A 21,557-nucleotide genomic window follows, 5' to 3' on the forward strand; every position below is an offset into this window, starting at 1 on the left:
CTACGTATCGAAGTCGCTGACTGCCCATTCTATAGAATCACAGCACAGAGCGTATCGAACTCGCAAAATCAACTCTAAGTCCCGTAGGCACGCCTCCCCATCAGCCAACGACAGTTGAATACAGTCGGCTAACACTGCATTCGTTCCGGACTGTTTAAACAGTTGACGGGTTGCCTACGAGTCCACAGTCCCGCTACCTGCGACACCCTGTTGTGCAGGCGGCTGAATGGTCAGGTGGTCCCGCATCGATTCGATGAGGGATGCTGGTAATCGAACATCCCCGTCAGGATCCCGCTCAACGCCGAATATCTCCTGCACGTCGCTGTCGATGACGATCGATTGAAGCTCTCCCGTGGCCGTGTCGACGGTAATGTTTTGCAGTGTGCCGACTTCGCGGCCATCGGTACTCACGACCCGGACGTTGGAGAGCTGGTTTGCGAGGACCGTTCGCATACTAGTCAACAATACCGAAATTACCATAAAAATACTGAATCTATCAGAACTTTCCGCGTCCTGCCGTCTCATAGTACAAAACTAGTGTGTCTGTGAATATCACGCAAATTATCGCCGCCGAGGAGCCGTCAGAAATAGTACTATTCGTATCAGGACGGCCTCGATGGGCTACCGGTCCGGACCGGCACTGCCGAATTCAACGCGAGTTTAAGCTATCGAAGGCAGTTTTTCAATCCCCTCATAATTGCTAACCGTATGCCAGCGAATTGCCCTCCACCTGCGATGCGGTACTGTTGGCAGCATCGCTTTCAAACGTACGCAGAGATGCTCAGACCTCGGGAGGTGATTCTGTGAGCGTTCGGTCGGTAGCGTTGGCCGCGATGCTTATTGCCGTGGCGGCGACGGGTCCGGGCCTTACCGCTGCGGAGCAGCAAGCCACGGTCTCAGAGGACAGCCTGCCGCTGTACGCCGACGAACAACAGGTGGTCACCGGGGAGACCACGCTGGAATCCGGGACGGAGATGACGGTCAGACTTGTGTCGGAAGATGCGTCGTCCCCGTTTCTTAAACAAAGAGAGGTCAGCGTGCAGCCCAACGGGACGTTCGTCGCCCAGTTCGACATGTCTAACGTGCCGGCGAACACGTCCTACGAACTCTCTGCCCATGTCGACGGCGATACGCTGTTTGAACGGACTGGAACCGTCGCTGAGTGCGACGGCAACTGCACCGACCCGGTACCGGACATCCAGACTCCGACAGAGACTGACTCCGACGACAAGGTCGTCACGGTCCCCCAGGGTGGTACAGCCGAAATCCCGATCTCGATGAGTGACGGCGGCGACAAAACGCTCTCCGTCGGCAGTGAGGCGGTCAATTATCAGATCAACGCGACTGTTAGTGATGAGGATGATGACGGTGAAGTGCTGGTTCTCTTCGACACCGCGGCCGCCGGCACAGACTCAGAGACCCTCAGTGTCGCGGACGACGGCGACTCGCTCACCGTAACTGCGACAGAGCCTGACCTCTCGTCGACGCTTGCTCCCGCAGCGTACACCTATCGCGTGTTCGAGAGCCGAGAAACCGACGCCACGCCAACCACCGGGACCCTCCTCATCGAAGCAAACGAGACGGCAACCGAAGAGTTCGAGGTCGAGGAGACTGCCGAATTCGGCTTCGAGGAGTCGGTATCGAACGTTCAGCAGGGCGACACCGGTCGGATTTCAATCGTTCTCACAAGCGCTGACGCGGCCACTATCTCTATTGGCAGCCCGGCCAGCAACTACGAGATTAACGCGACCGTCCGCGACGGGAACGGGGATGATCGTGTCGGTCTCCTGTTTGACACTACGGCGGCCGGACACGACGAACCCACTCTCGAAACCGCGGCGGATGCCGATGCCGTGGCGGTCGAGTCGGGTTCGGAGGTCGCCCTTGACTCGCAACTCGCTGCAACCGACTACGACCTGTCGCTGTACCGTGGGACTGACGCGACCGGCCAGCCCGACGCAATCGGAACGCTGGTGGTTACCGATGGCGCCAACTCGTCTACGGACGCGGCTTCCGATGGGGTTGATTCAGTTACCGGTGACACGGCCGCACAGCAGTCACAGGACGGGGACTTCGAAATCGGTGCCGGCGCTATCGCCGTCGGCGGCGTTCTCGCTATCGCTGGCGTGGGGCTGTGCTTGCGGTCCATCATGAACTGACGCCGCGACAGTCGTCTCCCCGTCTGGTTTTGAAACGATATCGAGACTGTTCGAGGCGATGTTTCTGCTCGGACGTTCGCTCCCACTGAAATGACTCTGACAGCAGTGCCGGTGAGCTATGGGTCCCTGCGCTCAAACCGACCACAGCGGGAGTGGATTTCTTACGACACAGTTCGCCCAGAGTTATTTGTCAGCCAGTACCGCAGCGATACCGAGAACGGTGAGACAGAGACAGAAAAACAGCACGCCCGGCTCGACGACTTCGAAAACGAACCATGCGAGCGTGCTGGTTCCACCGACTGGCCCTGCATTCGGACTTGCCGGAGCCAAAACCTCGGCTCCGGCGGTTGTGTCTGCCAGTCGTTCTGCACCCCACTGGACGAAAAGACTCGCAAAGCCGATTAGTCCTATCCCCGTGACGACATTGCTCATCGACTGCTGGATGCGCGGCGCTAGGTCACGGTCACCGACCAGTACAATCGGGTCGCTCGCGGGACCGTATACGGTCATTTCGTTACCCTTCGACGAATACACCGTTTCGACCGGCTCGATGAGGTCTGCGTCTTCGAGGTTCGAGACGTGGTAGTGGACGTTCTGAACCGACGTGTCACACCGGTCCGCTATCTCCGACGGCGTTCCGGGGTCGTCGTACAGCGTACGGAACAGCGACCGGCTGGTGTCCGAGGCGAGCGCATCGAGTACGTCGTCGGTTTCGTTCTCTGCAACATCGAGTACTCGCGGTGACTCGTCAGCTGTCCCGGTCCGCTCCTGTATTCTTTCGATGAGGCTCGACATAACGCCACTATCGGATATATGACACGGGACGCTCAAAGGCCTGTGGCTGGGTTAAAACGATATTTAACCGTCAGTGCGGTTCTGTGCAGTTCGGACTGCACGAACTGGACGGACCGCCCCGTGGCCGGTTTCGTTGTCGAGTCCCGGCTGTCCCACGTCTCTGGCGGTCCGTTCCAGTAGGCGTTCTGTTTCGTGGGGCGTTAACGACTTGTTTGCCTCAAGCAGTAGGGCCGCTGTCCCGCCGACGTATGGGACTGCGGCCGAAGAGCCGACAAAGCCGTCAGGTGCGGCGGCGGCGAACTTCCTGTCTGGGGCCACGATGTCGACACCGGTCCGCTCGTCGACCGTCGGGCCTCGGGAACTGAACGGTTCGAGCTGCTCGACTCGGCTGTTGTATGCCCCGACAGTAATCGCTTTGCGGGCCGTCCCCGGAGCGACGATGCTGTTTCGAGTAGACGCGTGCTGGAGCTCGTGCGTCGGTGAAACGAGCCGCAACCGTGCACCAGTCGGCGATGCCGGCCCGCGAATCGCGAGATAGTAGTCGCCGGGTCTGACATCAGCAACGATTCGTTCGTTTGGTACGTCGTCGCCGCGGTAGGGCTGTGAGCGCGCGACGAGACGGGCGTCGGTGCCGTTCGTTCGATACAGTTCGACCGTGTAATCCTCGTCTGCGTGGGCCTGTTCCCACGAGAGCCAGACCGCGATTTTGGTCCCACCTCGGATGTAATTCTGTCTGCTCCCGTTGGTAAACGCGACCGTCTGATTCTGGACGGTATCGACGGCGTACTGCCCTGACCAGTGGGATTCCGCGAGATTACCGGCCGGGGCGATGAACACTGTCCCACGCTCCGTCGCTTGGGTCGCGCTCCGAGCGACGGGGCCGGTCCCATCGCCCGGCTGTCCGTAGAACGAAACAGGTGCGACGACCACATCGACGTCCTCTCGGACCAGCCAGTCGACTGCCTGCTGATAACTGTCGACACTGTCGACCCGGGCGAGATACAGGTCTGCGTCCGGTGCGGTCCGTGACACGACGACAGCTGTCGCGGTCCCATGGGCCTCGCCGGTCTCGTCTGCCGGACCGGCACCGAAGGCCCGCGTCTCGGCGACGTGCCCGGCGATCGCTTTCGACTCCGTATCAAATCCAGTTGGGTCGACAATCCCGACCGAGACGTTCGAACCCGTGACACCGGCCGCGTGGAGCTCGGTGAACTGGCCGGCGGAACCGTTTGCCATCGATACTGACTTGAGACCTCCCCTATCCGGACGGGCGTCCGTCGGCCCTGTTACTGCGAGAACTGCGATGCTACCAGTGAGCGACGCGATTGCGACGACGGCCAACAGCAGTACAGTCCGATCACGCACCGCGGACCACCTGTCGCGATAGTACCGCCGGCACGTGGAGCGCCGGGCGCTTAGGGAACACTGGTCCAGTATCGAGCGCCGTACGGAACTGCTCGGCTACTCGGTGCGACATATCACAGCACACGTCGGCTGTGACAACAGACAGACGAAAATTCACACAGAACAAGTCTAACCGGCGTACACGTCGTTTCATGATTACGTTCGGTCTGTGGTGTGGCTCCAAACTGGACTCCAAACGCACTGTGAGTCGCGCAATTGACAACGGGGTCGACGGGCTATGTCCGTTGTCGTGTGGACAACCGGATTGGACGGATTCCGATCCTCGGAAACCGATAGGGGGGAGGGCGCTGGCAGCCGGGACCAGTCTCAGGCGGTCGCCGGCGTTTGATCCGTTGAGCGGGAGCATACTAAAGCTATCAGAGACTAAAAACCAGTTTTAAACGTCAGCCTCACAGGCCGCGACCAATTCACACGTTGAACAGTTATGCTCGACGAATTCGCACCGGAATCCGAGATAGAAGTTCATTTTGGCTCGGCCATCAGATGCCGACCTGATGTTGCGCCCTGATACTGGCCTGCCGAGCTTCAGCGGCGGGCCGTTGATTCCCGTTGCAACGTACTTCCTTGTGATTACCGTCCTCGCCGGACTGGTGACCATCTCCCCCGGCGCATCGCCGCCCCCTATCTTGGGAATGATGTGGGGTGTCGGCCTCGTTGCACTCACGGCCGGTGCGCTCAGTATCGAGTCCGTCTCACCGCGCTCTCTGTTCCCGCCTGTTCGCACATTCGGTCCCGCCATTGGAGTCGTCGCCGCGTTCTGGGGACTGTACAACCTTGTTGCGCTCGCCCTCGCACTGGGTGGCGTCTCCGGGTTCGAAGCCTCACTGTCGAGAACCGCTGCCCACCCGCTGCTGTATCTCGCAGCGCTTTTCAGTTCGCTTCTGTTCACCGCTATCCCGGAAGAATTTCTCTTCCGTGCGTACCTGCAACAGAAATTCACAAGGCTGGTCGGCGGGACGACTGTGCGCGCGGTGCTGTCTGGCATCGGCCTCGCCGCGGCCCTGTTCGCCCTGTTTCACCTCCCGCGGTGGTTCCTCGCATCGGGGCACGGTGTTAGCTCGGCGCTCGCAGGCAGACTCATCGGATTGACGCTCATGGGGCTGGCCTACGGGAGCGTGTACGCATTGACGGGCAACCTCTGGCTCGTCGCGCTGTTCCACGCATCGATGAATTACCCGCCTCTCCTCGTCACGGTGACCGTCCCATCCGAGCTACATCTGGTGGTCAGTGTGCTCGAAAACACGGTCATGGTTTCGCTGGTCTACCTGACTCTCCGTCTGTCAGGGCACGACAGTACACCGTTTACAGCGTCACAGAGGGGGATGTCTGCCTCGACTGGGGAATAGATTCACCGGGGTTTTCGGGCTCTCTGGGTGCGTTCCAACCTATTATAGATGTGGAGCGGCCCCCTGAACTTCGCTGTCACTAGCTTACTGCGAATAATACATTATAATTGACTAGTTATAAGTGACAGCTATACTACGTGATATATGGTTGTGCTAACCAATGTCAATGAACGCTGTTGTGTACAAGGGACCGAAGGAAGTGGCTGTCGAAGAAGTCGATGAACCAGAAATAGAGCATCCGAACGACGTACTCATCGACATCACGACGAGCTGTATCTGCGGGTCCGACCTCCACATGTACGAGGGGCGGACCGCGGCGGAGCCCGGTATCGTGTTCGGCCACGAGAACATGGGTATCGTCACCGAAGTCGGCGACGCCGTCTCCTCACTGGAAGCAGGCGACCGCGTCGTCGCACCGTTCAATGTCGCCTGTGGCTTCTGTGAGAACTGCGAGAGCGGGTACACGGGGTTCTGTACGAACGTCAATCCCGGCTTCGCTGGCGGAGCCTACGGGTACGTCGCCATGGGGCCGTACAAAGGCGGGCAGGCCGAGAAGCTCCGCATTCCCTACGCGGACTTCAACGCACTCAAACTCCCGGAAGGTGACGGGCACGAAGACGCGTTTTCGCTGCTCGCGGACATTTTCCCGACAGGCTGGCACGGGACAGAACTCGCCAACCTCGAACCGGGCGACTCCGTCGCCATCTACGGAGCCGGTCCGGTCGGGCTGATGGCCGCGTATAGTGCGAAGATCAAGGGTGCGGCCGAAATATACTCTATCGACCGCGTCCCGAGCCGGCTCGAACTGGCCGAGGAACACTGTGACGCGACACCGATCAACTTCGAGGAGGGCGATCCGGTCGAGCAGATCAAAGAGCAACACGGCAGCGGTGTCGACAAGGGTGTCGACGCCGTCGGGTACCAGGCCATCGACCCGGACAAGGAAGCCGACGACGCGTACGACCCCGCGCGGGAGAACCCGGCCGTGGTCATCAACAACCTCATCCGGACGGTGAAACCGACCGGCGAACTGGGAATTCCGGGACTCTACGTTCCTGAGGACCCGGGCGCTCCGGACGACATGGCCGCACAGGGTCGCCTCGGAATCGACTTCGGACTGCTCTTCGAGAAGGGGCAGGCCCTCGGGACCGGCCAGTGTAATGTCAAGTCCTACAACCGAGAGCTTCGCGACCTGATCATCGAAGGTCGCGCCGACCCCAGTTGGGTGGTTTCCCACCGTGTCGACCTCGAGAAGGCCCCCGAAATGTACGAGGCCTTCGACAACCGAGAAGAGGGCGTCACCAAGGTGCTGCTGGAGCCCTGACACCAGAGCCAGCGACCCATTTTTCGGCGATAGCTATACATCCTGCTCCCCAGTATGAGCAGCTATGTGTCAGTACTGTAGCTACCGGTTCCACGACGGCTGGACGCAGCTCCTGTCCTATGATGACGTTTATCAGGACGCGATGGGCGGCGACTCCGAGTCCACCTATGGGTTTCACGAGTCGTGGGACGAACTCCGCGATGAGGTGGGGTACGGCGCACCCTGACTCACCCTTCCCGCGGGAACGGATCGCTGGCAAAGGGTTCCGTTCGCTCTTTGTCCGTGGCCAGACAGTCGTCAAGTTCACCGATGAGTGCATCCCCGTCCATCTCCTGCCCGATGAAGACGAGCCGCGTGGACGGGTCGTCGTTGCCCCACTCGCCGATGGGTCCCGCCTGAACAGACGGGCCGGCCTGACTCACGCCCAGCACCGTCTCTGGCCTGCTGGCGACCCACGCAAACCCCTTGGCGCGGACGATAGCACCGTCCCAGTCGTCGAGCCAGTCATTGAACCGACCGGGGTGAAACGGTGTGTCTCGCCGATAGATGAGCGACTCGACGCCGTGGGCCGCTGCGGCCGACATCTCGTCGTCGTGTTCGTGGTCGGCATGGCTCTCTGCACCCTCCGCCCCGGCTAATGCCTGTTTCCAGCCCTGCTCTCGTCTGGCCTCCTCGAAATCAAATCGTCCGGTCCCGAGCACGTCGTCGGGGTCGACGTTGCTGTATGTGGTTCGATGGATGGACGCCCGGGGCTGGAGCGTTCTGATCGCGGCCTCCACGGATTCAAGCGCGTCGTCGGGGACCATGTCACACTTGTTCAGAAGGAGCACGTCACAGAACTCTATCTGGTCGACCAGCACCTCGGTGAGCGGCCGCTCGGGATCGGGTGCAGTGTCCGGAAGCGATTCCTCGGGGTCGAACGCTTTCCAGAACCCGTAGGCGTCGACGACCGAGACCGTCGTATCCAGATGGAACCCCTCCGGGGGGTCGCCCCCGTCCGGCCCGACGGTCAGCGTTCTTGCGATGGGGATCGGCTCGCTGATGCCGGAGGCCTCGACGACTAGGTAGTCGAACGACCGTTCTTCGGCAAGTCGCGTCACCTCGGTGACGAGGTCATCCTGCAGTCGGCAACAGATACACCCATTCGAGAGGTCTACGACGCCCTCCTCGCCCGTATCCGCCTCGTTCGCGAGAAGCTCGGCGTCGACGTTTATCTCCCCCATGTCGTTGACGACGACGGCGATGCGCCTGTCGCCGGGCTCGCTCAGCAGCCTGTTGACCAGTGTCGTCTTCCCAGCGCCGAGGGGGCCGCTGATGACCGTCATCGGAATCGAATCCGAGTCTGTAGACATGCTACCACAACGCACGTGTCAGTACGTAATAAATCCGGGTCCGGAACCGGCTCGCAATTGTAAACTGTGGTTGCCAACAGCGTTTCTTTGTCCCATGTCAGAGTTGGAACACCCGGTCAGTACAGGGAACCCAGATATTATCATGTTGGAGCCTGACAACTCAAGCACATAAATGCCAAACAGACTGAAAGAAGCGATAAAACAGATTCAAATTGTCAAGGAAGAAGTAGACGACCGCGAAGTTTCTGCGGAGTTGGAGCAGGCACTGGAAGCGCTTGAAAACGCGGTAGAGTCACTTGAAGACAACGAGTGATTCGTATCATCAGGGGATTCTGACTGGATCGGCCATGTTCAATTCGCATATCTACTTACCAATTTGGGTGTTCGAGTTTCAGGTGCGCTCCTGAATAGCGAGATCGCGCCAGAAACCACTGTAAAAGCCGCCGAGAGAACGGGCTTTATCTCGCCGCCTCCGGACATGTGACTATGAACCTACAGACGGAGACCTGGACTGATGTGGCGGATGTGGAGACGAATCTGGCGCTGCTTCCTGTCGGGAGTACAGAACAACACGGGCCACACGCCCCGCTCGGGACGGACACGCTCGACGCCGAGGCGGTCGCCGAACGCGGTGCCGAGCGCTACGACAACCCAGTCGTCGTCGCACCGGCAGTTCCCGTCGGTGTCGCCGAGGAGCATCGGGCCTTTTCAGGGACGCTATGGACCACCGAATCGACGTTCCGGTCCTACGTCCGGGACATCGTCGGGAGCCTCGCCAGCCACGGCTGGGACCGCGTGGTGCTGGTCAACGGCCACGGCGGCAACATCGACGCATTGCGTGAAGTGTCGGGTCGGATAACCCGCCACGACGAGGCCTTCGCTGTCCCGTTCACGTGGTTCAACGCGGTCGGCGACCACAGCGCCGACATGGGCCACGGTGGACCGCTGGAAACCTCGCTGCTCCAGCACACGAACCCGGAGACTGTCCACGAGGATCGGCTGGACCAGGCCGCAGACGGCGGCAGCGACCGCTGGGGAGAGTGGCAAAGCGGCGTCAATCTCGCGTTCGATTCCGACGAGTTCACGGAGAACGGCGTCGTCGGCGACCCGCGCGAGGGCAGCGCCGGCCGCGGGGAGACGCTGCTGGAACTGGCCACAGAGTCGCTCGTCGACCTCCTTGACGAAATCGCGGACCGACCTGTTGGACCGCGTGAGTAAGTGGTGAGGCAAAAGAAAATAAACTCTCTTAAAGTAACACTATCTGGACACACATCAAAACATTCCTTGCTTATTTACTTAGCAAATATCGGTACTGGGTTTACTACAGGACAAATTATATTCAAAAGAAGAATATAGAACCAGATACGGACTAAGTACTATTGTATTTGCCGCACCTGTTGGGAGATGTCACAACACCACGCACATCTCAATGTGTTGGCTGCAAGCAGCCGCGCCGCCTCAGTCGTCGCCAGCGCCTCGCTTCCGGACCTGTTTTCCGCCGGCATCTGGCGTCCGAAGCACCGTCTCGTCCGTCTCCGGCCCCAGCACTTCCACCCGCACGCTCGACACTTTGTACTCGGGGATGCCGGCGGTCGGGTCGAACGTCTCCCCGGTGAGCTTGTTGACCGCCCCCGCCGCGAAGTGCATCGGGATGAACAGCGTCCCCGGGCCGACGCGGTCGGTGACCTGGGCCTTGACGACGATGTCGCCCCGGCGGGACTCGACGCGGACGTATTCGCCGTCAGCGATTCTGAGCTTATCGGCCGTCTCGGGATGGACCTCGACGAAGCTCTCGCCGACGTGGCTCATCAGCCCCTCGACGCGGCGCGTTATCTGTCCCGTGTGCCAGTGATACAGCACCCGCCCGGAGGTGAGCGTCAGCGGGTACTCCTCGTCCGGTATCTCGCCGGGGTGGCCGCCGTCCGCCGGGACGAAGCGGGCCTTCCCGTCCTCGAAGTTGAAGTTCCCCTCCTCGTAGTCGTAGAGGTATGGCGTGCCCTCGTGGTCCTCGTCCCAGCAGGGCCACTGCAGGCCGTGTTTCTCGCCGGATTCGAGCCGGTCGTACGTCACGCCGCCGTAGATGGGCGCGAGCGAGTTGATCTCGTCCATGACCTCCCGCGGGTGGTCGTAGTCCCAGTCGTAGCCGAGCCGACGGGCCAAGGCCTGCGTGATTTCCCAGTCCTGACGGGCCTTGCCCGGTGGCTCGGACGTGGGACGGACCCGCTGGATGCGTCGCTCGGTGTTGGTAAACGTGCCGTGTTTCTCCGGCGAGGTGGCAGCGGGCAGCACCACGTCGGCGTACTCCGCCGTTTCGGTCATGAAGATGTCCTGGACGACGAGGAACTCCATGTCCTCCAGCGCTTCGGCGGCGTGCTGGATGTCCGGTTCGGAGAGCGCGGGGTTCTCGCCGACGACGTACATCCCGCGGAGGTTCCCCGCGTGGGCCTCGGCGAGCATCTCCGGCACTTTTAGTCCGGGTTCCTCGGGCGGTCGCTCGCCCCACGCGTCGGCGAACTTCTCGCCGACCTCGTCGTCGGCCGGGTTCTGATAGCCCGGGAGACTCCCCGGCAGCGTGCCCATGTCGCCACCGCCGCCCTGGACGTTGTTCTGGCCGCGGAACGGCGAGAGGCCGGCCCCGGGCTTGCCGACCTGGCCCAGCACGAGCGCGAGGTCGGCCATCGCGATGAGGTTCTCCGTCCCGTGGCTCTGCTGGGTCATCCCCATCGCCCAGCCGAAGACGACGCTGTCGGCCGCGGCGAGTGTCTCGGCCGCCGAGGCGAGTTCCTCCGGCGACACGCCCGCCAGTTCCTCGACTTTCTCGGGGGTAAAGGCCTGGACTTTCTCCCTGACCTCCTCGAAGTTCTTCGTGTTGCGCTCGATGAAGTCCTCGTCGTGGAGGTCGTTCTCGATGATGTAGCGAATCAGGCCGTTGAGCCAGGCCACGTCGTAGCCGGGGTTGGTTCGGGTGTACTGGTCGGCGTGTTCGGCGATGCCGACCTTCCGCGGGTCGAACACGACGAGGTCGGCCCCGTCGCGGACGTTCTGCTTGATGCGCGTGGCGAGCACAGGATGAGACTCCGTGGTGTTGGAGCCGCTGATGAGGTAGGCGTCGGCCTCGCCGATGTCCTCGTTGATGCGGTTGGTCATCGCGCCGTAGCCCAGCGTCTGCTGGAGCGCGGCGACCGTCGAGGAGTGACAGAGGCGCGCGCAGTTGTCGATGTTCTTCGTGCCAAGCACCTGCCGGGCGAACTTCTGGACGAGGTACGCCTCCTCGTTGCTCCCCTTCGAGGAGGCCAGACAGCCCAGCGCGTCGATGCCGTGGTCGTCCTGAATCTCGGTGAAGCGCTCGGCGACGTAGTCGAGGGCTTCGTCCCAGCTCGTGGGTTCGAGTTCGCCGTCGTCGTTGCGAACCAGCGGCTCGGTGACCCGCCGCTCGCTGTTGGCGAACTCGTGGCCGAACTTCCCTTTCACGCAGGTCGAGAAGTTGTTCGCGGGCGCGTCGTCGGGGTCCTCGACCGGGACGACCCCGAGCGAGTCGCCGTCCTTGCCCCACATCTCGAACCGGCAACCGACGGCACAGAACCCACAGGTGGTCTCTTCCTTGTCTATTTTCGAGAGGCGGTAATCGCTGACCGCGCTGGCGATGTCGAACAGGCGGCCCTCGGGCATCGTGTTCGCGGCGATGCTCTCGGCGGTGTGTTCGCCGGCGAGGAAGGCTTTCTTTCCGTAGTCCTTGGCGATGTCGCCGGCCCGGCGCTTAGCCTGCGAGGCGAACCTGGCGAGGCCTGTTTTCTCCGTCGCTCTCGGGTCACCGGGCTCGAACCCGCGGTTGGGGGCGGTGGTGTCGTCGATGGTCTCGGCGTCCTCGTGTTCGATGACGGTCCCGATGGAGTTCCGTTGCGTGAAGCCCGGCAGCGGGAGCGTCGCCGCGCCGCCGATGCCCTTCTCGGTCAGCGAGCCGGTGGGGCAGACGGTGGCGCAGTGGCCACAGGAGACACACTCGGAGTCGTGCATCGTCTCGGCGTCGGACTGGAAGCCGATGCGGGTGTCCTCGCCGTGGCCCTCGATTCGGAGGACGCCCTCGACCTGCACGTCGTTGCAGGCGTCGACACAGCGGTTACAGAGGATGCACTTGTTGCGGTCTATCTGGATGAACGAGGAGGTGTCGTCGATGGGTTCGTACTGGTCGCGCTCGTCGAAGACGCCATACCGGGGGTGATCGACGCCCTCGCTGATGGCGGCGTCCTGCAGCTCACAGCGGCCGTTGCCGTTGCAGGTGGTACACCGGAGGTTGTGGTTCGACAGCACGAGGTCGAGGTTGACGCTGCGGGCCTCCTCGGCGTCTGGAGTGTCCGTCGAGACGGTGAGGCCGTCTTCGGCGGGGAACGAACACGACGGGACGAGGCCGTGTTGCTCGGTCTCGACCATGCAGGTGCGACACTCGCTGCGCGGGCCGATTTCGTCGCTGCAGTCGCCGTCGCGGTCGTAGTAACACAGCGCCGGCACGTCCGCGTCGTCTTCGACGCCCTCGGCACCGGGGTCGACGCTGACGACCTCGTCGTCGAGGTCCTGTAAGGCGTCGATGATGGTCGAGCCGGGGTCGACAGTGACCGGCTCGCCGTCGACGGTGAGCGTCGTCGGCTCGTCCGCGTCGGTCCCCACGTCGGGGTCGTTGGCGGTTCCGGTCTCGAACTCGCGGGTGACTGGCGTCTCCGGCTGTGGGTCGTGTAGGTCGGGCACTCGTGGAATCGATCTGTCTGTGCTCATAGTTTCTCCGTGCAGGTGCCGCTGGGACAGCGGCCGTTCGTGTGGGCGCGGAACTCGGGTTCGAACTCGTCGATGGCGGTGGTCACCGGCCGCGGCGCGTGTGCGCCGGTCTGGCAGTTGCTCGATTGCCGCATCACCCGGCCCAGTTCGCGTATTTTGTCACTCTCGAAGGAACCATCGTACACGTCACGCAGGAGTTCAGCGAGCTGTTTTGTCCCCTCGCGACCGGGGACACACCGGCCGCTGTTCTCCGTTGACGCGAACCGGGCCCGCTTCCCGACCGTTTCGACAGCACATCGGTCGGTGTCGAACAGCTCGACGACGCCGTCGGTTCCGAGCCCGGCCGCCCGTAGCGACTGGGCAGTCGGCGGGACATCGAGGTTCCGGGTGATGCCACCGAGGACGCCGCCGACGCAGGCCATCTTGAACGAGCCGTCCATCTCGACTGCCTCGCGGGCCGCCGAGAGGCTGGCGCTGGACCCGAGTTCGACCGTCGCCGGTGCGGCCACGTCGCCGGTGACGGTCATGAGCCGCGTCCCGGGGTCCGCGGCGTCGGCGTCGAGGCCTCCGGGGTCGGCGACGGCCCGCTGGACCTGCGCGAACGTCCGCGGGGTGTGGACGACCGTTGGGCGGCCGTACAGCCCGTGTTTGGCTGGCGATGGCGGCTGGAGCCGCGGCTCGATGCGGTCGGCCCCTTCCAGCGCTTCGAGCGCCGCAGTCGGTTCGCCGGCGCGGAACTCGTCCGGGCCGGCCACCAGTTGCGGAACGACTGGCAGCGTGTCGGCGACCGCGTCTATGGCCTCTCTAAGGTCCGCTTGCAAGGCCGTCTGCGCTTCGTTTACGTAGATGACAGCGTCCTCGGCGGCTACGTGCTCGGCGACCGCCGCGATACCGTCGAGGACCGCCATTGGTGCGCCAGAGAGGAGGGTGCCGTCGCCCGTCGGGAGGCCGCTGGCGTCGTTGGCGTTGCAGACGACCACCGGGTCACCGTCGGCTGTGCTGGCTGTTTCCCACGTCTCGGCAATCGGTTCATCGGCGGCGGCGTCCCCGCGGCCTCGGCCCAGCAGCCCGGCTCCCGCTGCAGCGTCGGCGGTCTGCTCAGTCGAGACGAACGACCAGTCGGCCGGGTCCAGCGGGGCGACCCAGCCACAGGGCCCCAGCACGTCACGGCGGCCGACAGAGAGCGGCCCCCGCTCCGGGACGGGAAGCGACGTCGTATCGGGGTCGTGTTCGGTGACCGCGTCTGCGGCAGCTGTCGGTACTGTCCCCGCTTCCAGTTCATCGACGAGGTCGCGGACGGTCGCTGGCGACGGGTCGCCGTAGAAGGCTGTCTGCCCGTCACTCGTAATCATCACCAGCGGTGTGGCCGCTGTGATGCCCGTCGGCCCCGTCCTGACGACCGGGACCGAGTCCGCCGCCGCCCGTGCCGCGGAGCGAACCCGGTTCCCGCTCTGTGACTGGCTCTCCGCCGACACGCGGACGACGGTCGAATGAGCGAGGGCCGTGGTTTCCTGTGTCATACTCTGTGCGTCGTGCTGAACGACTAAAAACCCCGGCCGAGTGATCGGATACATTGGGATCGTTTCCCGCTTCAAAACATTACGTATCTCTTGACTGATGAGAGAGCGATGGTCAGTTCAGTCCGTCGAAACAATGAGGGAGCGGAACGGTGTCACAAGCGAAACCATGAACCCGCGATTCGAGGAAGTCAAGACGGAGGCGTCAGCCGCGATAACCGAATCCGACCTGCGCTCGGTGTACACAGGTATCATCCACGAGGACGGCCGCCACGAGTACTACTTCGGCAACGACACCGAGGAGGCCGCGGAACTCCGCGAGGCAGCGGCCATACAGCTCGGGATGTTGCTCCGCGTCCTTGCGGACCGCTCGGACAGCAGTGTCGACGAATTGACCGCGCTGGCTACTGAGCGGGCCGAGCAGATGGAGCTACGGTAAGATACGAACCGGCCCCCTTGGCTAGTCGGTGGTGGCGATAGCCTCGATTTCGACCGCTGCTCCCTTCGGGACCGCACCCACGCCGACGGCGCTCCGCGCTGGTGGGTCCGATTCGAAGAACTCGCTGTAGGCTTCATTGAATGCGTCGAAATCGTCGATGTCGTCGAGATAGACAGTGGTCTTGAGCACATCGTCGAGCGAGAGCCCGTCCGACTCCAGAATCGCCTCGACGTTGTGGAGACACTGCCGTGTCTGGTCGGCGACTGGTTCGTCGTCGAGCAGTTCGCCGTCTGTCGTTAGCGGGAGCTGTCCGGCGGTGATGAGGAGGTCGCCGTTCGACGTGGCCTGACTGTACGCGCCGACTGCGGCCGGTGCGTCGTCGGTGCTGATTGTTCGCTTCATACTCGGACAAACCTGCCCTCGTTGTATAAATCCCTGCCGTTGTAGGTCACGCTCACACAACGTTCTCGGGCGCTTACCAGTTGTGTCCCGTCATTGATTGATGACGATAATCGCGGTCAGCGCCAGCCCGATGCCCGCGGCTTTGGTCAGGGTCATCGATTCTCCGAAGACGATGACGCCGATGACTGCAGCAGTGATGAAGTACATCCCGCCGATGGTAGAGACCACCGATGTCGATCCCACTGTTACGCCGACGAACGTCGAAACCACGCCGACGGCTGCCGCGACACCGGCCGCGCCGGCGAACAACAGCCCTCGATTCGTGACGACGAGCGACGCGTCAGAGACCGCGACGTAGATGCCTGTGACGACCGTCGCGGCTGCATAGGAGACAAACGCCGCGGTTTCCGGGTCCATTGTGCTCGATGCGACGTTGCCAAACGCGATCCAGAACCCCCAGGCTATCATCGTCCCCAGTCCGAACAGGACGGCGGCGTTCATCTGCCCGACCTCCGCGTGCGTCGGTTCCAACTCCGTTTACGTACTCCTGACGAACAGCGACACCTGGGACCGTACAATCGACGCATTGACACCATCGTACGGAGCCCATTGCCTTGAGTTCGGTGTCCACTCGCCGCGTGTTTTTTATGTCGACTCCGAGAACACTGTGACAATGGATAACGTCCCAGAAGACTCGTCGGACCGGACACTTGAGGACGTGTTCTATCCGGCCGACAGGGTTCCGTTCGTCGAATGGGACGAGCTATCTGGTGCGAAGCCGACGGTCGTCCTGACCGGCATGGTTGCGCTCCTCGCGTTCGTGACCGGGCTTTCGAATCTCAGTCGGGCGTCGCTTGCGATGCATGGTCCACTGAGCACAGTCGCCACCCTTCCGTTACCCGCCGTCCGGTTCGGCGGCGTGTTGTTCGCGTTCCTACTCGGCATCCTGACAGTCGGACTCCAGCGGCGCAAACGGCTTGCCTGGCGTGTGGCAGCTGTCGTGCTTCTCGGGCTGGCGTTCTTGCCGCTTGCCACGTTTCAGCCCACGGACATCCCCCTGCTGGTGATGACGCTGGTCACGTACCCGCTGTTACTCCGAAACCGACACCGGTTCGACCAGCCGCTCGACCTCTCGCCGATTCAGATTGCGTCGCTGTCAGCGATTTTCGGGGTCATTCTCTACGGAACTGTGGGCGCTTACGGGCTACGGGGCCAGTTTCTCGAACTCGACAGTTGGGGGGACGCCGTCTACTACGTCATCGTCACCATCGCGACGGTCGGCTACGGCGACATCACCCCCGTAACGGCGGAGGCACGGTGGTTCTCGCTCTCGATCATTCTGTTCGGGACCGGCGCGTTCACCGTCGCCGTGGGCGCGCTCATCGGGCCAGCTATCGAATCACGAATGGCGACAGCGTTCGGAGTCATGACCGCATCAGAACTCACACTCCTCGAGGACCACGTTGTGGTTCTCGGACACGGAGACGTTACGGCATCGCTGCTCAAGGAACTGGGCGACGAAACTGAGGTGGTCGTTGTTACGCCCGACGAGGACACGGTCGCGTCGCTGCAGGGCGAAGGTGTGAACCTGCTCACCGGCGACCCCACCGACGAGGCTGTTCTCAGAGATGCCCGCGTCGGAACTGCAAGTGGTGTTGTGGTGGGGAGCAACGACGACGCACGCGATGTACTGGCCGTCATCGCGACGAAGAACGTCAATCCGGACATCCGTACGGTCGCAGCGGCGACTGACCAGAAGCACGTCGAAAAGTTCCGCGCCGTCGGCGCTGACGAGGTTATCAATCCCCGTTCCATCGGCGGACGGCTTCTTGGACAGTCGGTGCTGGGCCGCGGGTCAACGGACTCGTTGCTGACCAGCATCGGGACCGACGACAGCGACCCTGCCAACTCCGAGTGACCCGGCCACCACTCCAGCGACGATAGTCTCGACCGGTACGGTCGACAGCTTCGACAGCGTTCTGGGATAGTAATATATGTTTTCGATACTGAATATCGAGGCATGGCCACCTCGGACGCAAGTGGCATTGCGGAGATAGTCGGCCGGCTACTGATCCCACTGTGTGCCGCGTCTGGGGCGCTCGTGCTTGCGGGCTTCTTTTTTCCGACGCTCGTCGGCGAAGCCGTGACCGGCCCGGTCTGGTTGACCGTCGCCCTCGTGTTTTTCACCTCGGGGCTGTGTTACATTGCGCTGCTCCCGTACTCCGAAGACACGACTGCGCCAGCCGCAGCCGATGTTTTCCTGCGTGTCCGACAGACCGACGTCCGGCAGGCTGTCCGGGGATTTCTCACCCAGCACGAACCAGCCATCCTCGCGTTCCCGGTGCTCGTGTTCGCCGCGTTCTTCGGGCTTCAGGTCGCATTCCCCGCACGGACGACAGGTGCTGTTGATGCTGCTGCGGCCACAGCCCTTCGCGGCGGCGGCCCACTGTTTCTCGCTGCCGTCTTTCTCTCCGTCTGTTACTGCCTGTTCCTGCTGTTGGGGCCTTGGGGCGATATCAAACTCGGCGGTCCGGAGACGGAGCCGAGTTACACCTATCCGACCTATTTCACGCTCGTGTTTACGGCCGGCATCGCGGCCGGACTGGTGTTCTGGGGGCCGACGGAGGCACTGTTTCACTTCACCCAACCGCCGCCGTACACCGGGGCCGCCGCCGGGTCGCAGGACGCTATCAACGGTGCGCTGGTGTACACCCTCTTTCACTGGGGCGTCTCGGCCTGGAGCGCGTACGCCGTCATCGGCGTTCCGATAGCGTACTTCGCGTTCACGCGAGGCGCGCCGCTCCGGGTCTCGACAGTCTTGGCACCGGTGCTGGGAACTGAGGGGCTGGATTCGGTCTGGACCAAACTGGTCGATACGCTGGCTGTCTTTGCCACTATCGGCGGCATCGCCACCTCCGTCGCACTCGTGAGCGAGCAGTTCCTCGCTGGCATCAATTACCAGTGGGGTGTGGCGGCCGGCGAGGTCGGACCGGTCCTGTTCGTCGGCGGACTGACGCTGATATTCGTCGTCTCCAGTGCGACCGGGATTCACCGCGGCATCCGTCGGATTGCCGGCCTCAACGTTGTCTTGTTCGGTCTGTTCACGCTCCTCATCGTCGCTGTGGGGCCACGGTCGTTCGTCCTCCAACGAGGGACACAGGCACTCGGCACCTACATCGTGGAGTTTGTTCCGCTGAGTCTCCACACCGGTGGGGCGTGGGTCGCGGAGTGGACTGTCTGGAACTGGTCGTGGTGGTTCTCCTGGGCTCCGTTTGCGGGGCTGTTCGTGGCCGCCCTCTCCCGCGGTCGACGGGTCAGGACTGTCGTGTTCACCAGCGTCGTCGCGACCTCGGTGGCGACGATGGTCTGGTTCCTGCTGCTCGGTGGCACATCCCTGTTCATCCAGCAAACGGGTCGGGCCGATATTCTCGCCGCTATCGCACAGCGCGGGGGTTCAGAAGCCGTCGCTGGATTCCCGCTGTTGTCCTCGCTGCCGCTGGGTCTGCTCCTGCTGTTTCTGTTTCTCGCGCTCATCATCGTGTTCATGGCCACATCAGCGGACACCTCGACACTCGTCGTCTCAGTACTGGCGACGCGACGGGGCGTGGCACCGTCAACGACGCATATCGTCTTCTGGGGGGTTTTCCAGGGAGCGGTCGCCGTTTCGGTGTTGCTTCTCGGTGGCGCTGAGACGTTACAGGCGCTGGCTGTTCTAACCGGCGGTCCGTTCGCCGTCATTTCACTCGTGGCAGCCGGCGGGCTGACTGTGACCTGGCTTCGAGACGAGCGTGGCCACACGTCACTCCTCAGACGTGCCGTCAGGAAACTGCCTGATATTCAGACCCATCACGACGTGGACCCGCCCGAAGAGAAGTAGGCCCTACTCCCGCCGTGTGGTCACCCCTCAGCGATCCCCGTACAGAAGTTCTCAACCAGCTGTTTCCCCGCGTCGGTGAGGATACTTTCGGGGTGGAACTGAACGCCGATGTGTGGCTTCTCAGTGTGCTGGACGCCCATCACGACCCCCTGTTCGTCGTTAGTGTGAGCCGTCTCCTCGAGCGTATCCGGCAGCGCAGTAGTCTCGACGGCCAGCGAGTGATACCGCCCGACCTCGAACGGGTCGTCGACCCCGTCGTACAGCTCCGTCCCGTCGTGACGGACTTCGGAAGGTTTCCCGTGGACCACACTCGGTGCATGGCCGACGGGGGTTCCGTGGGCCGCACAGAGCGCCTGATGGCCAAGACAAACGCCTAGGGCCGGATACTCTGTCGCAGCGAAAACGTCGATTGACACGCCGGCCTCCGCTGGCGTCCCGGGACCGGGAGAGACGACGATTCCGTCCGGGTCGAGTTCGTGAATGCCGTCCACGTCGATAGCGTCGTTCCGGCGGACGGTTACCTCGTCGAACTCGCCGACGTACTGGACCAGATTGTAGGCGAACGAGTCGTAGTTATCTATGATGAGTATCATCGCATCTTCTCCATCGGCTCGGTCCCGGACTCGACCGCAAAGGACCCCTGCTCGCCCAGCGCTTCGTCGACGGCGGTGACGAGCGCCCGGGCCTTGTCCAGCGTTTCTTGATACTCCGCCTCCGGCTCCGAATCGTGGACGATGCCGCTCCCGACGCGGAGCCGGTACTCGCCGTCGTAATGGACCAGTGTCCTGATGGTGATGTTCAGTGTCGCGCGGTCGTCGAAGCCGAATACCCCAATACTGCCGGTGTATGGCCCCCGTCGAGTCTGTTCCACCTCATCGATAATCTCCATCGTCCGCGGCTTCGGCGCGCCGGTGATGGTTCCGCCGGGGAACACCGCAGCGACCGCGTCGGCGACGCTCACGCCGTCGCGTAGTTTTCCTTCGATGAGAGACACGAGGTGCATCACCTCCGAATAGCGGTCGACGCGGCGGTACTCGGCGACGTCCACGGTTCCGTACTCGCTGACCTTCCCGAGGTCGTTGCGTTCGAGGTCGACCAACATCGCGTGTTCGGCCCGCTCCTTCTCGTCACTGCAGAGGTCCGCCTCGAGTTCCTCATCTTCAGCCGGCGTCGCGCCGCGAGGGCGCGTCCCTGCAATCGGCTCCGTGAGCAGCCGGTCGCCGTCGACGTCAAGCAACAGCTCCGGGCTGGCGCTGACGAGGTCGACTCCGGGGAATTCAAGCAGGGCCGAATACGGGGCCGGATTCACCCGGCGGACGGCGTCGAAGGTATTGACCGGGTGGACGGCCGCCGGGGCGGTCAGCCGGTGTGAGACGTTTGTCTGGAACGTGTCGCCGTCCCTGACGTACTGTTTTATCTGCCGGACGCGGTCCGCAAACGCCGCTTCGCCGCACTCGCTCTCGAACGTGGCCTGACTTGCCGCAGTCGGCTGGGGCTGGACGTGCCCCTCGCCGTGAACGGCGGCCTCGGCCAGTTCGCGGACCAGCCCGCGGCCACGCTCGTACGCCGTCTCGGCCGACTCGTCGACGACGGGACAGGCCGTCAGGTACAGTTCGATCTCTCCGTCATGTGGCTCCTCCCACGCGGCGACACACTCGAAGACGCCCAACTGGAGCCGTGGGAGACCGTCTGATACAGTCGTCTCCGGGATATCTTCGAGCTCCCGTGCGACGTCGTACGACAGCCAGCCGAACGCGCCGCACGGATATGGAACCGTACAGTCGCCCCGCTCTAGGTGTTCGCGGTCGAGTAGCTCGTCGATGGCGTCGATGCTCGGACTGCTGCCGTCCTGTGCGGATGTCGCCCCTGCGGAGACCTCGATTTGCTCGACCGGGTCGACGCCGAAATACCCCCAGCCGGACTGCCCGCCGGTCGTTTCGAGATAGAACCCGTCTGTGGTCCCGCTGCGGGCGCGGCGATACGCCTCGAACGGATCGGTGACTGTGAGGCGAGCTTCGACCGGCACGCGAGCGCCGTCGGGGGCCCGTTCTGCAGTTTCGAGGAACGATTCTCTGTCGGTGCTGAACCGGATATCAGTCATAGTGCAGTTTCCCGAACGAGAGGCACATGCCTCCCGGTATGGTTGTCTAGACC

17 protein-coding genes are annotated in these 21,557 nt (G+C 62.7%); 7 read left to right on the top strand and 10 right to left on the bottom strand.

The genetic code is table 11. The annotated features are described in order from the left end of the window. Nucleotides 1-174: 174 nt before the first annotated feature. A complete protein-coding gene (locus BVU17_16555) occupies nt 175-453 on the bottom strand; it encodes a photosystem reaction center subunit H (GenBank protein AUG49188.1) in 279 nt (92 codons plus the stop codon). Nucleotides 454-833: 380 nt separating this feature from the next. Between BVU17_16555 and BVU17_16560 the strand changes: the two genes are divergently transcribed. After that, nucleotides 834-2,159 carry a hypothetical protein gene (locus BVU17_16560; GenBank protein AUG49189.1) on the top strand — a complete coding sequence of 442 codons (1,326 nt, stop codon included), beginning with the start codon at nt 834-836 and terminating at the stop codon, nt 2,157-2,159. 183 nt (nt 2,160-2,342) lie between these two features. Here BVU17_16560 and BVU17_16565 read toward each other — a convergent pair whose 3' ends face one another. Further along, nucleotides 2,343-2,954 carry a transcriptional regulator gene (locus BVU17_16565; GenBank protein AUG49190.1) on the bottom strand — a complete coding sequence of 204 codons (612 nt, stop codon included), beginning with the start codon at nt 2,952-2,954 and terminating at the stop codon, nt 2,343-2,345. A 63-nt stretch (nt 2,955-3,017) separates the two neighbouring features. Beyond that, the gene (locus BVU17_16570; protein AUG49191.1) at nt 3,018-4,319 is read right to left on the bottom strand and encodes a hypothetical protein; all 1,302 of its coding nucleotides are present in this window, start codon (nt 4,317-4,319) and stop codon (nt 3,018-3,020) included. A 554-nt stretch (nt 4,320-4,873) separates the two neighbouring features. Between BVU17_16570 and BVU17_16575 the strand changes: the two genes are divergently transcribed. Both BVU17_16575 and BVU17_16580 read left to right on the top strand, forming a co-directional pair. Then, a complete protein-coding gene (locus BVU17_16575; GenBank protein ID AUG49192.1) occupies nt 4,874-5,725 on the top strand; it encodes a protease in 852 nt (283 codons plus the stop codon). A gap of 166 nt (nt 5,726-5,891) precedes the next feature. After that, a complete protein-coding gene (locus BVU17_16580; GenBank protein ID AUG49193.1) occupies nt 5,892-7,049 on the top strand; it encodes an aldehyde dehydrogenase in 1,158 nt (385 codons plus the stop codon). Nucleotides 7,050-7,276: 227 nt separating this feature from the next. Here BVU17_16580 and BVU17_16585 read toward each other — a convergent pair whose 3' ends face one another. Then, the gene (locus BVU17_16585; protein AUG49194.1) at nt 7,277-8,401 is read right to left on the bottom strand and encodes a cobalamin biosynthesis protein CobW; all 1,125 of its coding nucleotides are present in this window, start codon (nt 8,399-8,401) and stop codon (nt 7,277-7,279) included. A 486-nt stretch (nt 8,402-8,887) separates the two neighbouring features. On the opposite strand from BVU17_16585, the gene BVU17_16590 reads away from it, so the two are divergent. Next, nucleotides 8,888-9,619 (top strand): creatininase, encoded by a 732-nt coding sequence (locus BVU17_16590; GenBank protein AUG49195.1) that lies wholly within the window; start codon nt 8,888-8,890, stop codon nt 9,617-9,619. Nucleotides 9,620-9,859: 240 nt separating this feature from the next. On the opposite strand, the gene BVU17_16595 is transcribed toward BVU17_16590, so the two are convergent. After that, a complete protein-coding gene (locus tag BVU17_16595) occupies nt 9,860-13,168 on the bottom strand; it encodes a formate dehydrogenase subunit alpha (protein ID AUG49196.1) in 3,309 nt (1,102 codons plus the stop codon). After that, nucleotides 13,165-14,688 (bottom strand): NADH dehydrogenase, encoded by a 1,524-nt coding sequence (locus BVU17_16600; protein AUG49197.1) that lies wholly within the window; start codon nt 14,686-14,688, stop codon nt 13,165-13,167. Before BVU17_16600 ends, BVU17_16595 begins: the two co-directional genes overlap by 4 nt. 166 nt (nt 14,689-14,854) lie before the next feature. Here BVU17_16600 and BVU17_16605 point away from each other — a divergent pair, with 166 nt between their 5' ends. Further along, nucleotides 14,855-15,124, top strand: a complete 270-nt coding sequence (locus BVU17_16605) for a hypothetical protein (GenBank protein ID AUG49369.1) — start codon at nt 14,855-14,857, stop codon at nt 15,122-15,124. Nucleotides 15,125-15,145: 21 nt separating this feature from the next. On the opposite strand, the gene BVU17_16610 is transcribed toward BVU17_16605, so the two are convergent. Together BVU17_16610 and BVU17_16615 are read right to left on the bottom strand one after the other, a co-directional pair. Next, a complete protein-coding gene (locus tag BVU17_16610; protein AUG49198.1) occupies nt 15,146-15,526 on the bottom strand; it encodes a reactive intermediate/imine deaminase in 381 nt (126 codons plus the stop codon). A gap of 90 nt (nt 15,527-15,616) precedes the next feature. Then, a complete protein-coding gene (locus BVU17_16615; protein ID AUG49199.1) occupies nt 15,617-16,027 on the bottom strand; it encodes an EamA family transporter in 411 nt (136 codons plus the stop codon). Between the two features lie 172 nt (nt 16,028-16,199). Here BVU17_16615 and BVU17_16620 point away from each other — a divergent pair, with 172 nt between their 5' ends. Together BVU17_16620 and BVU17_16625 are read left to right on the top strand one after the other, a co-directional pair. Beyond that, entirely contained in the window at nt 16,200-17,444 is a 1,245-nt protein-coding gene (locus BVU17_16620; protein ID AUG49200.1) for a potassium channel protein, read from the top strand. A gap of 102 nt (nt 17,445-17,546) precedes the next feature. Then, nucleotides 17,547-19,403 (top strand): glycine/betaine ABC transporter, encoded by a 1,857-nt coding sequence (locus BVU17_16625; protein ID AUG49201.1) that lies wholly within the window; start codon nt 17,547-17,549, stop codon nt 19,401-19,403. A gap of 20 nt (nt 19,404-19,423) precedes the next feature. On the opposite strand, the gene BVU17_16630 is transcribed toward BVU17_16625, so the two are convergent. Together BVU17_16630 and BVU17_16635 are read right to left on the bottom strand one after the other, a co-directional pair. Further along, nucleotides 19,424-19,996 carry an anthranilate/aminodeoxychorismate synthase component II gene (locus BVU17_16630; protein AUG49202.1) on the bottom strand — a complete coding sequence of 191 codons (573 nt, stop codon included), beginning with the start codon at nt 19,994-19,996 and terminating at the stop codon, nt 19,424-19,426. Next, nucleotides 19,993-21,504: an aminodeoxychorismate synthase, component I gene (locus tag BVU17_16635; GenBank protein AUG49203.1), complete on the bottom strand. Its 1,512-nt coding sequence runs from the start codon at nt 21,502-21,504 to the stop codon at nt 19,993-19,995. The genes BVU17_16630 and BVU17_16635 overlap by 4 nt, the downstream gene beginning before the upstream one ends. Nucleotides 21,505-21,557: the final 53 nt, after the last annotated feature.

The sequence above is a fragment of the Haloarcula taiwanensis genome, assembly GCA_002844335.1.
Lineage (GTDB): Archaea > Halobacteriota > Halobacteria > Halobacteriales > Haloarculaceae > Haloarcula > Haloarcula taiwanensis.